The sequence below is a fragment of the Pseudotabrizicola sp. 4114 genome (assembly GCF_031457365.1).
Taxonomy (GTDB): Bacteria; Pseudomonadota; Alphaproteobacteria; order Rhodobacterales; family Rhodobacteraceae; genus Pseudotabrizicola.
Map to the genome: position 1 here is coordinate 325871 of NZ_JAVDWP010000002.1, position 13613 is coordinate 339483.

General features: G+C 64.6%; 12 protein-coding genes. 7 read left to right on the forward strand and 5 right to left on the reverse strand.

The window, feature by feature from the left end:
* Window positions 1-5: 5 nt before the first annotated feature.
* The gene (locus tag J2X53_RS06105) at window positions 6-2537 is read left to right on the forward strand and encodes a hypothetical protein (protein ID WP_349036586.1); all 2532 of its coding nucleotides are present in this window, start codon (window positions 6-8) and stop codon (window positions 2535-2537) included.
* Window positions 2531-3349: a glycosyltransferase gene (locus J2X53_RS06110; RefSeq protein ID WP_349036587.1), complete on the forward strand. Its 819-nt coding sequence runs from the start codon at window positions 2531-2533 to the stop codon at window positions 3347-3349. Before J2X53_RS06105 ends, J2X53_RS06110 begins: the two co-directional genes overlap by 7 nt.
* Before the next feature lie 104 nt (window positions 3350-3453).
* On the opposite strand, the gene J2X53_RS06115 is transcribed toward J2X53_RS06110, so the two are convergent.
* Window positions 3454-4008 (reverse strand): DUF2087 domain-containing protein, encoded by a 555-nt coding sequence (locus J2X53_RS06115; protein ID WP_349036588.1) that lies wholly within the window; start codon window positions 4006-4008, stop codon window positions 3454-3456.
* Between the two features lie 190 nt (window positions 4009-4198).
* Window positions 4199-4987 carry an exodeoxyribonuclease III gene (locus tag J2X53_RS06120; RefSeq protein ID WP_349036589.1) on the reverse strand — a complete coding sequence of 263 codons (789 nt, stop codon included), beginning with the start codon at window positions 4985-4987 and terminating at the stop codon, window positions 4199-4201.
* 104 nt (window positions 4988-5091) lie between these two features.
* Between J2X53_RS06120 and J2X53_RS06125 the strand changes: the two genes are divergently transcribed.
* The gene (locus tag J2X53_RS06125) at window positions 5092-6312 is read left to right on the forward strand and encodes an MFS transporter (RefSeq protein WP_349036590.1); all 1221 of its coding nucleotides are present in this window, start codon (window positions 5092-5094) and stop codon (window positions 6310-6312) included.
* Window positions 6313-6567: 255 nt separating this feature from the next.
* On the opposite strand, the gene J2X53_RS06130 is transcribed toward J2X53_RS06125, so the two are convergent.
* Window positions 6568-7254 (reverse strand): response regulator transcription factor, encoded by a 687-nt coding sequence (locus J2X53_RS06130; protein ID WP_349036591.1) that lies wholly within the window; start codon window positions 7252-7254, stop codon window positions 6568-6570.
* A gap of 153 nt (window positions 7255-7407) precedes the next feature.
* On the opposite strand from J2X53_RS06130, the gene ribA reads away from it, so the two are divergent.
* From ribA to J2X53_RS06145, 3 genes are read left to right on the forward strand one after another with little or no spacing between them, the layout of a single operon-like run.
* Entirely contained in the window at window positions 7408-8496 is a 1089-nt protein-coding gene (gene ribA / locus J2X53_RS06135; RefSeq protein WP_349036592.1) for a GTP cyclohydrolase II, read from the forward strand.
* Window positions 8493-8996, forward strand: a complete 504-nt coding sequence (locus J2X53_RS06140) for a L,D-transpeptidase family protein (protein ID WP_349036593.1) — start codon at window positions 8493-8495, stop codon at window positions 8994-8996. Before ribA ends, J2X53_RS06140 begins: the two co-directional genes overlap by 4 nt.
* A 59-nt stretch (window positions 8997-9055) precedes the next feature.
* Window positions 9056-10942 carry an amylosucrase gene (locus J2X53_RS06145; RefSeq protein WP_349036594.1) on the forward strand — a complete coding sequence of 629 codons (1887 nt, stop codon included), beginning with the start codon at window positions 9056-9058 and terminating at the stop codon, window positions 10940-10942.
* Window positions 10943-10969: 27 nt separating this feature from the next.
* On the opposite strand, the gene J2X53_RS06150 is transcribed toward J2X53_RS06145, so the two are convergent.
* Window positions 10970-11638 carry a YggS family pyridoxal phosphate-dependent enzyme gene (locus tag J2X53_RS06150; protein ID WP_349036595.1) on the reverse strand — a complete coding sequence of 223 codons (669 nt, stop codon included), beginning with the start codon at window positions 11636-11638 and terminating at the stop codon, window positions 10970-10972.
* 94 nt (window positions 11639-11732) lie between these two features.
* Entirely contained in the window at window positions 11733-12668 is a 936-nt protein-coding gene (locus tag J2X53_RS06155; protein WP_349036596.1) for a porin, read from the reverse strand.
* 284 nt (window positions 12669-12952) lie between these two features.
* Between J2X53_RS06155 and J2X53_RS06160 the strand changes: the two genes are divergently transcribed.
* Window positions 12953-13504: a DUF3576 domain-containing protein gene (locus J2X53_RS06160; RefSeq protein WP_349036597.1), complete on the forward strand. Its 552-nt coding sequence runs from the start codon at window positions 12953-12955 to the stop codon at window positions 13502-13504.
* The last annotated feature ends 109 nt before the right edge of the window (window positions 13505-13613 follow it).

Here is a 13613-nt window from a genome sequence, read left to right on the forward strand (position 1 = left end):
ACACGGTGGGATTTCTTGCGCTGTTGACGGATGTTCTGTTTGTGGGTCACAGCCTGATCGGGCCGGATCTGCCACCTCTGGTCGAGGGCGGGTTGCGGCTGATGGAACGGCCCGCGAGCGTTTCAGCGCAGATCATCAACGGCGCGCCGCTGCGGTTCAACCTGGAGAACTCGGCCACGGCCGAAGGCGTGGATGCCCGGGCCGAACTGGCCAAGGGCCAGACCGAGGTGCTTATCCTGACCGAGGCAATCCCACTGGCCGAACACCTGCGCTGGAACGACACGCCGGGGGCGATTGCGGCTTTCGCAGAGCTGGCGCGGGCGGGCAATCCCGACGTGCGGGTGTTTGTCTATGAGACATGGCACAGCCGCACTGGCGCGGTGGTGGAGGGCGACCCGAACTCGGCCCTACCCTGGCGCGAGCGGCTGACGGCGGATCTGCCGCTGTGGGAGGGGGCCTTGCGCGACTCCGGCGCAGACGTGGCACTGATCCCGGCGGGGCAGGCGATGGCGCGGCTGGCGGATGCGGTGGCGGCAGGCACGGTGCCGGGGGTCGCGTCGATGGATGCCTTCTTTTCCGACGACATTCATCCGTCGGACAAGGGCAGGTATTTCGTGGCACTGGTGCATATGGCCGCGATCACCGGCACCTCACCCGAGGGGTTGCCCGCGCAGATGACCCGCACTTGGCAAAGCCGGGAGGCGGTGATTGCCGCTGATCTGGCGGCGGTGCTGCAACGACTGGCCTGGGAGGCGGTGAGCGGGTATTCCCCCGCTGCGGCGACAGCTGCGGCCGGGCCTGCACAAGGTCCGGTGCAGGCGGCAGTGGACGCACCTGAGGCCGAGGCGGTAGACCCTGTGCCCGCCCCTGCCCCGCCCATGGCGCAGGCCGTGATTGACCCGGCGGTGCTGACGCCGATCACCAACCCGAACCTTGCGCTGGGGCTGCATGGCATCACCGACTGGTCGGTGCAGCAGCCTTTCCTTGATGTGATGAAAACCGCCCGCGAATGGACCGGGCATCTGCCCGGCCAATATGGCGGCTGGGACCATGACCGGCTGGCAGCGGCGGGGGCCTTGGGGCCAAATGGCTGGCCCATCGCCATTCCGCCCGAGATCACCGGGATTTCAACGCTGGTGCTGGTGGACCTGCCCGCGGATGCGGGTGGCGTGGCCGGGCGGTATCTGGTGACTTACGCGGGCAAGGGCGGATTGCGGATCGAGGGCCGGGCGCAGAATGTGGTCATCGGCGACGGGATGGCGCAGTTTGACTTCACCCCCGGTGAGGGCGGGGTGGTGCTGACACTCGATGCCATCGACGCCGTGGACCCGATCCGCGAGATTGTCATCGTGCGCGAGGACCGGGCGGCGCTGCTGGCGCAGGGGCAGATCTTCAACCCCGACTGGCTGAGCCGGTTGCGCGGGGTGAAAACCATCCGGCTGATGGACTGGATGCGCACCAATGACAGCAAGCTGGCGCATCTGGAGGATCGACCGAAGCCAGAGGATTACACCTGGACCCGGATCGGCGCGCCGGTCGAGGTGATGGTGGCGCTGGCCAATGAGCTGGATGCCAACCCGTGGTTTACGATGCCGCATCTGGCGAGCGATGCTCTGGTGCGGTTTTACGCAGAAACCGCGCGCGACGGTCTGGAACCGGGGCTGGTGGCGCATGTCGAATTTTCCAACGAGGTCTGGAACTGGCAGTTCGATCAGGCGGCCTGGGCCGAGGAACAGGGCCGGATACGCTGGGGCGGCGACTCGAAATGGGTGCAGTATTATGCGCTGCGCGCGGGCGAGGTTGCGACGCTCTGGGCCGATGTTTATGGCGATGAGGCAAGCACGCGGCTGGTGCGCATTCTGGCAACACAGACCGGCTGGCTGGGGCTGGAAGATCAGATCCTGACCGCGCCCGATGTGATCGCCGAGGGCGGGGTGGCCCCCGCGACCCTGTTCGATGCCTATGCCATCACCGGCTATTTCAGTGCTTTGCTGGGCAGCGATGAAAAGGCCGCCATGGTCCGCGACTGGATCGCCGAGTCAGAGGCAGCAGCCCGCACGGTGGCGCAGGCGCAGGGGCTACAAGCGGCAGAGGCGGAAGCCTTTGTCGCCGCGCACCGCTTTGACCTTGCGGTGGCAAGGGCGGTGCCCGAGCTGGAAAGTGGCGCGGTGACCGGAAAGCCGGAGGACAGCGTGGCCGATTACCTGACCCGCACCTTGCCGCATCAGGCGCAGGCGGCGGCGGCGCATGGGTTGCGGTTGATGATGTATGAAGGCGGCAGCCATGTGGTGGGGCATGGCGCGCAGGTCGATGACGATCTGCTGACCGCGTTTTTCGTGCATCTGAGCTATACGCCCGAGATGGCGCAACTGTATGACCGCATGCTGCAAGGCTGGACGGCGGTGACGCCGGAGCCGTTCAACGCCTTTGTCGATCTGGCCAGCCCGGGCAAATGGGGCAGCTGGGGCGCGCTGCGGCATCTGGGCGATGACAACCCGCGCTGGCAGGTTCTGGCCAAGGGGTGCAATGGGTGCTGAGCGTGATCATCCCGGCCTCGAACGAGGCAGGCTATATCGGCGCGTGTCTGCGCCATCTGTGCGCCTCGGATGCGGCGGGGGTGCAGGTGATCGTGGTGGCGAATGGCTGTCGCGACGCCACCGCCGACGTGGCACGCGAGACGCTGGCCGCGCAGCTGCCCGAGGGCTGGACCAGCACGGTGCTGGATCTGGCACAAGGCTCCAAACCCGGCGCGCTGAACGCGGGCGATGCGGCGGCGCTGCATCCGGTGCGGGTCTATCTGGATGCCGATGTGGTGGTGTCGCCGGGTCTGCTGTCGGCGTTGGTGGCTGTGTTGGCGGCGGAGGCCCCGCGCTATGCCAGCGGCACGCCGGTTATTCCTGCCGCCCAAAGCGCGGTGACCCGCGCTTATGCGCGCTTCTGGCAGCGGCTGCCGTTCAACCAGACGGCAGCGCCCGGCTATGGCCTGTTTGCGGTGAATGCGACGGGGCGGGCAAGGTGGGGGGCGTTTCCGGCGATCATTTCGGACGATACCTTTGTGCGGTTGCAGTTTCTGCCCGATGAGCGGGTGCAGGTTGCTGACCCCTATCTCTGGCCGATGATCGAGGGGTTTGCCGCGCTGGTCCGGGTCCGCAGGCGACAGGATGCCGGGGTGCGCGAGCTGGAAGCGCAGTATCCGGCGCTGCTGGCGCGCGAGGGCAAACCGGCGCTGACCAAAGCCGCGCTGCTGCGGCTGGCGCTGGCGGACCCGGTTGGGTTTGCCTGCTATGGCGCCGTGTCGCTGGCGGTGCGGATGCGGCGCGGCGGGGCGGGGTTTACGCGCGGGCGGTAAGCGTGGCGCGGCCCCCCACCCCATCCCTCCCCACAAGGGGGAGGGGGCCGCTTGTTGGGTGTGTTGCTCTGCACGCCATCACTCACCGCTTGTTTGCGCGTTGATCAGGTCCGGCTTTCCAGAACCGTGATCAACGCCCGCGCCTCTGGCGTGGGCGGGGCCTCGACCCGGGTGTAGTCGCGACAATCGGGGCTGCGCGTCACCAGTTTAAGCTCGACCATGGTGCGGCGCAGGATGGCGGCATCGCCAAAGCTGTGCCAGCGGTTCAGGGTGTCGCTGATCTGACGCTCGGTCAGGACGACCCGTGCCGGAAGCCGTGCCCAGAGCGCCCGGACCGCGAGGCGCTGCAGGCCGGTGCGGGCGGGCCATGTGGCCAGCCTGCCCTGCGGATCGAAATGGCGCAGGACGGCCGCAATCTGGGCCTGATCAATGGCGGGTGCGGGAGGATGCTGCACCGCTGTTTGCGTGGCGCGCAGGTGCTGCACGTTGCGAAAGCCAGCGGCGCGGGCAACGATGTTCATCAGGGCCAGATGACCGGGCGGAGTCGGTTGAGCCTGCAGATGCTGGCGCAGAGATTTGGTAAAGGCCGACAGATCGGCCACGGGCAAAGGCGTGACGGTTCTGGAAGGAACAGGTTTGGGGCTGACGGTCTGCGTCATGACATCCTCATGGTCAGGCCCTTGCGTATCGGAGTCACCGGCTTGCGATCGGGCCCCATGGGGACAAGGATCGGGTATAGTCCGCAGGTTTAGCTGGCCTGATGGCCCGGTGACGTCTGGGTGAACTGCTGACCCGTGCGCAGTCTAGCGCGGCAGGCGGGGGCACGTAAAGCCCCGCCACACCACCGGCTTACAGATCAAAGGTCGCAAACACCGGCACGTGATCTGACGGTTGCAGCCAGCCCCGCACCGGCCGCAGGATGCGGCTGGAGTGGCCGGCATTGGCGATATCGGGCGAGGCCCAGATGTGATCGAGCCTGCGGCCCTTGTCGGCGGCATCCCAGTCGGCGGCGCGGTAGGACCACCAGCTGTAAAGCAGGCCCTCGGGGATATCCTTGCGGGTGATGTCCTGCCAACTGCCCGCCTCCATCACCTGATTGAGATGCTCGACCTCGACCGGGGTGTGGCTGACGATTTTCAGCAGGGCCTTGTGGCTCCAGACATCATCTTCACGCGGGGCGATGTTCAGGTCGCCGACGAGGATGGCGCGGTCTGGTTTGTCCCAGCGGCACCATTCGCGCATGTCGGTCAGGAAATCGAGTTTCTGGCCGAATTTCGGGTTCAGCTCGCGGTCGGGAATGTCACCGCCTGCGGGAACATAGCAATTGTGGATCGTCACGCCGTTTTCCAGCCGGGCGGCGACGTGGCGGGCATGGCCCATCGCGGCGAAGTCACGCTCACCGGCATCCATGATCGGCAGTTTCGACAGGATCGCGACGCCGTTGTAGCCCTTTTCGCCGCGCGCGACCATGTAGCGGTAGCCAAGCGCCTGAAACTGCTCCACCGGGATTTTCTCGACCGGGCTTTTGCATTCCTGCAGGCACAGGATGTCGGGCGATTCTTCGGCCATCAGACGCGCCACCAGACCTTCGCGCAGGCGGACGGAATTGATGTTCCAGGTGGCGAGGGTGAAGGTCATGCGGGTCTCCTTTTGTTGGGCGCAGGTTAGGCGGCAGGCGCGCGCTTCTCAACCCTTGTCGTGGCTGTGCGATTACGCAAAGCTGCGCAAAACGGGGGGCGCGCATGCTGCTGGCAAAGAACCGCAATTACCGGCTGGTGTTTTCGGCCTCGGTTGTGTCGAACCTTGGGGACGGGGTTCTGGCGCTGGCGCTGCCCTGGCTGGCGACGGTGCTGACCCGCGATCCGATGCTGGTGGCGCTGGTCGCCATGGCGCAGCGCCTGCCGTGGTTGCTGTTTGCGTTGCCTGCCGGGGTGTGGACCGACCGGGCCGATCATCGCGGCCTGATCTGGCGCGCCGATGCGGTGCGGGCGGTGATGGCCGCGGGCATCCTGATGCTGGCGCTGTCGACCACCCCGGATCAGGCGCTGCTGATCTGGCCACTGGCGCTGCTGGCGTTCCTGCTGGGCGCGGTGGAGGTCATCCGGGACAATGCGGCGCAAACCATCCTGCCATCGGTCGTGGCAAGTGCCGATCTGGAGCGGGCGAATGGTCAGATGTGGAGCGCAGAGAAGGTCACCGGCGATTTCATCGGGCCGCCGCTGGCCGGGGTGCTGATCGGGCTGGGGCTGGCGGTGCCGTTCGGCTTTGATGTGCTGACCTTTGCACTGTCGGCGGGGCTGATTTGGCTGATTGCGATGCCGCCGCGTGCGCTGCCGGTGCCACAGACGTTCTGGCCGGCGCTGCGCGAGGGGATTGTCTGGATCCGGGCGCAGCCGGTGATCCTGACGCTGGCGCTGATGCTGGGGGCGGTGAATTTCCTGCATATGGGCGCGTTCACCATGCTCGTGCTCTATTCGCAGGAGGTGCTGGGGCTGGGCGCCGCTGGCCACGGGCTCCTGTTGACCGTGGGCGCGGCGGGCGGCGTGATCGGCGGGCTGATCGCGCCCGCGATTGCAAAACGGCTGGGGATGAAGGCAAGCCTGCTGCTGGCGCTGGCGGGGTTCGGGACAGGGTATCTGGTGATGGCGGTGTCTGCCAACGCCGTCACGGCAGCGGCGGCGCTGTTTGTCGAGGCGGTGGCGTCGATGCTGTGGAATGTGGTCACGGTGTCGTACCGGCAACGCATCATTCCGGCGGGCATTCTGGGCCGGGTGAACAGCATTTACCGGTTTTTCGGCTGGGGCTCGATGCCGTTTGGCGCGCTGGCGGGCGGGCTGATCGTGACCATGGCACAGCCGGGTCTGGGCCGCGACATGGCGCTTCGGTTGCCGTTTGTGGTGGCGGCGGCGGGGATGGTGCTGGTTGCGGTGGTGGCTATGCTGCGCATCCCCCGGCGGGTGTGACCGGTGCAAAAAAGCCCGGACCATCCGGTCCGGGCAAAAGTTTCAAAGGGGAGGTATCTGAAAAACCCCGAAAGCCGCTTCTGGTTCCCTGAAAGCTGAAAGCCCCGATGTTTGGGCAAAAAAAGGCCGGGCACAAGGCCCGGCCAGGTCCAACAGGGAGGTGCCGTGCCATAACCCCGACACGACAAGGGGAACTCATGTCTTCATACTCAACCCTAAAGGTATAATAAGGGTGAATGCGGCGGCAATAGGACGTTAGGCCACCAGCCGATATCCGCCGCTTTCTGTGACCAAAATGCGCGCATTTGAGGGATCGGGTTCGATCTTCTGCCGCAAACGGTAGATATGCGTCTCTAATGTGTGGGTCGTAACCCCGGCGTTATAGCCCCAGACCTCGTGCAGCAGCACATCGCGCGCCACAACCCCTGATTGCGCCCGATACAGGAACTTCAGGATATTGGTCTCTTTTTCCGTCAGCCGGATCTTTTTTTCCTTCTCATCCAGCAGCATTTTCTGCGCCGGTTTGAAGGTATAGGGGCCGAGCTGGAAAATCGCGTCTTCGGATTGTTCATGCTGACGCAGCTGGGCGCGGATACGGGCCAGAAGTACGGGAAATTTGAATGGCTTTGTCACGTAATCATTCGCGCCAGCGTCCAGCCCCAGAATGGTATCCGAATCGCTGTCATGGCCGGTCAGCATCAGGATCGGGCATTTGACGCCCTGTTTGCGCATGCGGCGGCACAGCTCGCGACCGTCAGTGTCTGGCAGGCCGACATCGAGGATCACCAGATCGTACAGCGCGGCCTTGGCCTTTTCCATGCCTTCGGCACCGGTGCTGGCCTCAAACACATCGAAATCTTCGGTCATGACCAACTGCTCGCTCAGCGCTTCGCGCAGATCGTCGTCGTCATCCACCAGCAGGATCTTGCGCAGTTGCGCCATGGGGGCCTCCTTTGTTCGTCTTGGATATCACATGAGCGTGCGTGATCCGGCTCACAAGAATTGTAACCTTTGGCTCACGCGGACGTGTCGGCTGCGGTGGATATGTTTCAATTCCGTAATTCCCCGGCTAGAGATAGCGACAGGAGAGCACCAATGACCCTGGCACCCACCATCATCGAACGGCTGACCCGCGCGCGGGGCGATCTGCGCATGGGCGTGCCCGTTGTGCTGGCGGCAGACGGGCGCGCGGCGCTGGTGGTGGCGGTCGAGGCGCTGACGGCAGAGCGGCTGGCCGCGTTGCGCGATCTTGGCGCGGCGGAACTGGCCCTGACGGCGCGGCGGGCCGAGACGCTGAAGGCGCGGGCCTATGACGGCGATCTGGCGCGGATCATGGTGCCCGCCGATGCGGGGGTCGAATGGCTGCGCGCGCTGGCCGATCCGGCGGATGATCTGCGGATGCCGATGAAAGGGCCGCTGCGGTCATTGCGCGACGGCGCGGCGGATCTGCACCGCGCGGCTATAGCGCTGGCCAAGTCGGGGCATCTTTTGCCTGCCGCGCTGCTGGTGCCGGTCAGCAAGGGGCTGGCACTGGCGGCAGAACTGGGGCTGACCTTTTTGCCGCTGGATGCGGTGGCCCCTGCCCTGCTGCAATTGTCACCGCTGCATGAGGTGACATCGGCCCGTTTGCCGATGATGGCGTCGCAAGCCGGGCGGGTGCATATCTTCCGCCCCGAAGATGGCGGGGATGAACACTATGCCATCGAGATCGGCCAGCCCGACCGCAAGGCCCCGGTGCTGGCGCGGCTGCATTCGGCCTGTTTCACCGGCGATGTGCTGGGATCGCTGAAATGCGATTGCGGCCCTCAGTTGCGCGCCGCTTTGGCCCAGATGGGGGCCGAGGGGGCGGGGGTACTGCTGTACCTCAACCAAGAGGGGCGCGGGATTGGCCTTGCCAACAAGATGCGCGCCTATTCCTTGCAGGATCAGGGCTTTGATACGGTAGAGGCCAATCACCGGCTGGGGTTTGAAGATGACGAGCGCGATTTCCGTATCGGGGCCGATATTCTGCGGCGGATGGGGTTTTCGGCGGTGCGACTGTTGACCAACAACCCCAAGAAGCTGGCGATGATGGAATCGTGCGGCGTGCAGGTGGTGGAACGGGTGCCGCTGAAGGTGGGCCAGACCGCGCAGAACGCGGGCTATCTGGCGACCAAGGCGGCGAAATCGGGGCACCTGCTGTGACGCCGCTTGATCTGGTGGTCACGCGCGGGGGTGCGCGGTTTCTGGGGCGGCGCTTTCCATGCTCGGTCGGGCGCGGTGGCATTGTGCCCGCGCGCGACAAGCGCGAGGGCGATGGGGCGACACCATCGGGCAAGCACCGGATTGTCGGGATGCTCTATCATCCGGCGCGGCTGACTCCGCCTGCCGATTGGGCGCTGCCCACCGCCCCTGCCGATCGCTGGTCGGATGACAGCACTGATCCCGACTACAACCTGATGGTGCGCCTGCCGCACAGGTTCAGACATGAGCGGCTGCAACGGGCGGACCCTCTGTATGATCTGATCCTGATCACCGACTGGAACTGGCCGCAGGCCGAGCCGGGGCGTGGCTCGGCGATTTTCATCCACACATGGCGCAGACCGCGCTTTCCCACGGCGGGCTGCGTTGCCTTTGCGCGGCCAGATCTGCTGTGGATCGCCGCGCGCATCCGCCACCAGACCCGACTGATCATCCGGGGGTAACCTCTTTCCAAACCGCTTTGGCTTGCTTATTCTGCCGCTGCAAACAGGGAGAGCACAGCATGGCCAAGGCAGCGGCATCGGCGGATGACGAGATTTTCGCGCTGCGGCTGGAGCGGTCTGCCCCCGATCTGTGGCCGATGCTGGAGGCGCTGTATGGCCGCCACCCGGCCTTTGACGCCTTTCGCGCCAATCTGCTGAAGGCGCTGCAAAAGGCCTGGGCGGCGCGGCCCGCCGATCTGAAACGGCTTGATCTGAAACGCGATCTGGAACCCGACTGGTTTCAGCGCCCGGATATGGCGGGCTATGTGTTCTACATCGACCGGTTCGCAGGCAATCTGCGCGGGGTGCTGGACAAGCTGGATTATCTGACTGATCTGGGCATCACCTATGTGCATTTCATGCCCTGCCTGAAGCCGCGCCCCGGCGACAGTGACGGCGGCTATTCGGTGATGGATTACCGCCAGATCAACCCCGCCTATGGCACGATGGCGGATTTCGAGGCGGTCAGCGCGGCGCTGCGGGCGCGGGGCATGTCGCTGTGCATTGATCTGGTGCTGAACCACACCGCCAAGGAACATGCCTGGGCGAAGAAAGCGGCCAAGGGCGATGCGCGCTACCAGGATTATTACCTGATGTTCGACTCCGCCGAAATGCCGGAGCGCTATTCGGAAACGCTGGTCGAGGTGTTTCCCGAGCATGCGCCGGGGAATTTCACCCACTACCCGGAGTTCGGCAAATGGGTCTGGACCACCTTCAACGAACACCAGTGGGACCTGAACTGGGCCAATCCGCAGGTGTTTCTGGAGATCGTGGAGATCATGCTGCATCTGGCCAATCGCGGGGTGGATGTACTGCGGCTGGATGCGGTGGCGTTTATGTGGAAGCGGCTGGGCACCCGCTGCCAGTCGGAGCCCGAGGTGCATATGCTGTTGCAGGCGCTGCGGGCCTGTTCGCGCATTGCCGCCCCGGCGGTCATTCATCTGGAGGAGGCGATCGTCTCGCCCGCCGAGATGCTGCCCTATCTGGGGCGTGGCCAGCATGATGGCAAAGAGGGCAACCTTGCCTATCACAACAGCCTGATGGTGCAGTTCTGGAGTGCCTTGGCCACGCGCGACACCCGGCTGATGCGGCATGTGCTGGCCACGCATTTCCCCGAAACCCTGCGCAACGCCACCTATGCCACCTATATCCGCTGCCACGATGATATCGGCTGGGCGGTGACGGATGAGGATGCGCAGGCCGTCGGCATGTCCGGTCCGGCGCACCGGGGGTTTTTGTCGGACTTTTTTGAGGGCAGCTTTCCGGGCTCGTTTGCCCAGGGCGCGCTGTTTCAGGTGAATGAGGAAACCGGCGACAAGCGCATTTCCGGCAGCTTTGCCGCGCTGGCGGGGCTGGAGCGGGCGCAGGCGGCAGGCGATGTGGCGGGGGTAGAAATGGCGGTGCAGCGGATGCTGATGGGGCATGCGCTGATTGCCAGCTTTGGCGGTATCCCGTTGATCTATATGGGCGATGAGCTGGCCCTGCCCAATGACTACGGCTATCTGCAGGTCGCAGCGCACGCGCATGACAGCCGCTGGGTGCATCGGCCACAGATGGATTGGCAGGCCGTGGCGCGGCGGGATGACGATAACACACCGGCAGCGCAGGTGTTCTGGGGCACGCGGCATATTCTGGCGCGCAGGCGTACGGTAGCGGCCCTGCATGCGGGCAACGGCACGAGGGTCGTGTTTCCCGACGCGCAGGGCGTGTTTGCGTTTCAGCGGCTGGCCCCGACCGGGGTGGTGCTGTGCATGTTCAACTTTACCGAACACTGGCAGCACATTCCCGAAGATTGGGTCCGCGCGCAGGGGGTCAGCCTGATGCATGACGCGCTGTCGGATCACCCGGTCGAGACGCATCAAGGCGCAGTGGCGCTGCCACCCTATGCGCGGGTCTGGTTGACCTGAACGGCCGATGATCCGGCAGTGCGGCGTTTACGCCGGAAGAGCCGCACCATAATCACGTGCGCCGAAAATGGCGCTGCCGACGCGGATGTGGGTCGCGCCATGCGCAATGGCGGCCTCAAAATCGCTGCTCATCCCCATCGACAGACCGGCAAGGCCGTTGCGCGCGGCCATTTGCGCCAGCATGGCAAAATGCGGGGCAGAGTCCTCACCTTCGGGCGGGATGCACATCAGGCCCTGAACCGGCAGATCCATCGCGCGGCATCGGGTGATGAACGCATCGGTATCATCCGGCAGAATGCCTGCCTTTTGCGGCTCGGCCCCGGTGTTGACCTGCACGAACAGCTGCGGGCTGGCCCCGCGCGTTTGCGCCAGTTTTGCCAGCTTTTCGGCCAGTGACAGGCGGTCGAGGGTGTGGATGGCGTCAAACAGCTCTGCCGCGACCTTTGCCTTGTTGGTCTGCAACGGGCCGATCATATGGACCTGCACCGCACCAAAACGGTCGCGCAGGTCGGGCCATTTCGCAACCGCCTCTTGCACATAGTTTTCGCCAAACAGCCGGTGGCCCTGTTCCAGCACATCGACCACCCGTTCCAGCGGCTGCACCTTTGACACGGCAATCAGCTGCACCGATGTGGGCGCGCGGCCTGCGGCGGCGCAGGCTTGGGTCAGACGGGACTGGATGGCGGCAAGGGACATGGGAAACCTTTCGAAGGAGCGGTTGCCTCCCCATAGCACAAAAGAAAAGAGCGGGCACAAGGCCCGCTCTTTCCATCACACTGATCGGTTAAGATCAGAACGTGAACTTCACGCCGAGGTCAGCAACTGGCTTGGTGCCAGCGACGTTGTTGTCAACGATGCCGCCTTCAACGGTAGCACCGCCACCGAGGCTGTAAGCAGCGCCGAGGCCGTAGCCGGTTGCGCTGGAAGCGCCAACTTCGGTGCGCTTGACATAGGCTTTCAGGGTCAGAGCGTCCATGGAGTGGGACACGCCCAGACCGTAGTGCTTCAGGCCCGAAATAGCGCCCGAACCGTCACCGTAGTAAGCTTTCAGGGTGGTGGTGCCGAAGGTGGCCTCACCGCCGATGATCAGGTGCTTGGCGGAAGCGCCAACCGTCGGATCAGCAACTTCGTAGCCGAGCGACACCGAGTAGGCGTCAACAGCGTACTTCACACCAACCGAGTAAGCTTGCGTGCCGTCGAAAGCAGCGCCGGACAGGTTGTTGTTGCCGTCGTTCATACCCAGAGCGAAGGTCAGACCGCCGGTCGAGTAGGTGTACAGAGCGCCCGGGTTGCCAGCGTTTGCATAGATGACGCCGTCGCCGGTCAGGAACAGAATGTCGTTGTCGTTTGCGTCCAGGATCAGGCCGCCGGACAGATCGGTGAAACCGATTTCTGGCAGGTCGCCGATGACTTCTTCAGCAGCACCAACCACGTCGCCCATCGCCAGTTTGCCAAAGGCACCCGAGATGAACACGTTGCCAGCAGCGCCAGCTGCAGCCGGACCAGCGTTGTCAGCACGGAAGGTACCGCCGAATGCCAGGCCGCCATCGGTTTCGCCCGACATGGTGAACACAGCGCGGATACGGCTGGAGAACTGCAGTTTGTCGGAAGCGGCGTTGCCGTTATACACAACACCCATACGGCCGTTGCCCGACAGAGTGACTTCAGCAGCGGCGACGGTGGCGGTCATTGCCAGAACGGTCGTCGCGAGAAGAACTTTTTTCATGTTATTCCCTCTTTCCTCAAGGTAAGCCCGCCGCAGGGGAATCCGCAGTCGGAATGATGGTGTTTTCTACCCAGACCCGGATGATTGCAACGACGACCACCACTGCCACAGAAAAACCGGGAGGGCGTGGTGCAGCAATGCCACAGATGGCCGGGGTGGCCGGGGCCCTCGTCTGTATCTCTCCTGTATAAGGCGTGCCCGCGTGCGCCTGCTGGCTGTGAAAAGCCTTGGCACGCCCCAAGGGCTAGGCTAGACAACCATCTAAAGAGATTGCGGGGGTGCGGATGTTCTTTCACCGTCTGGCACGGGTTGTCATTTTGACCGGAGTGGTCGGCGGGCTTGCGGCCTGTGGCGGCGGGTTTGCCAGTGGCGACAGCGGGTTGTTCCGCCGGTCCCCCGGTATTCCCAGCGAACGCCAGCTGGACCAGAAGGCCCGCGCCGATGCCCAGCGTGAGGCATTGGCCCGCGCCTCGGGTGAGGATGAGCGTGGCTCGACCATCTGGGATCTGTTCCGCAACAGCGATGACCCGAACACCACGGTCGAGGTGAACAAGTATCTCTGGCAGGCCAGCCTTGAGATTCTGAATTTCCTGCCGATCGAGTCGGTGGACCCGTTTACCGGCGTGATTTCAACCGGATATGGCACACCCCCCGGTGGCGGACGTGCCTATCGCGCCACGGTGTATGTGCAGGATCCGGCGCTTGATGCCCGGTCGCTGCGCGTGGCACTGCAAACGCGGGGCGGTGGTGCCGTGGCGGCGGAAACCGCACGATCCATCGAAGATGCGATCCTGACCCGCGCGCGTCAGCTGCGGATCCGCGACAGCAATCTGTAATCGCGGCACGACGCTGCAAGGCATTGACGGGGCGCTCTGGCGCCCCGTTGTTCTTTTTGCCCGCCGCCGCAGCGCACGCGCCAACAGTAAACCCACAGAAACCGCCTGC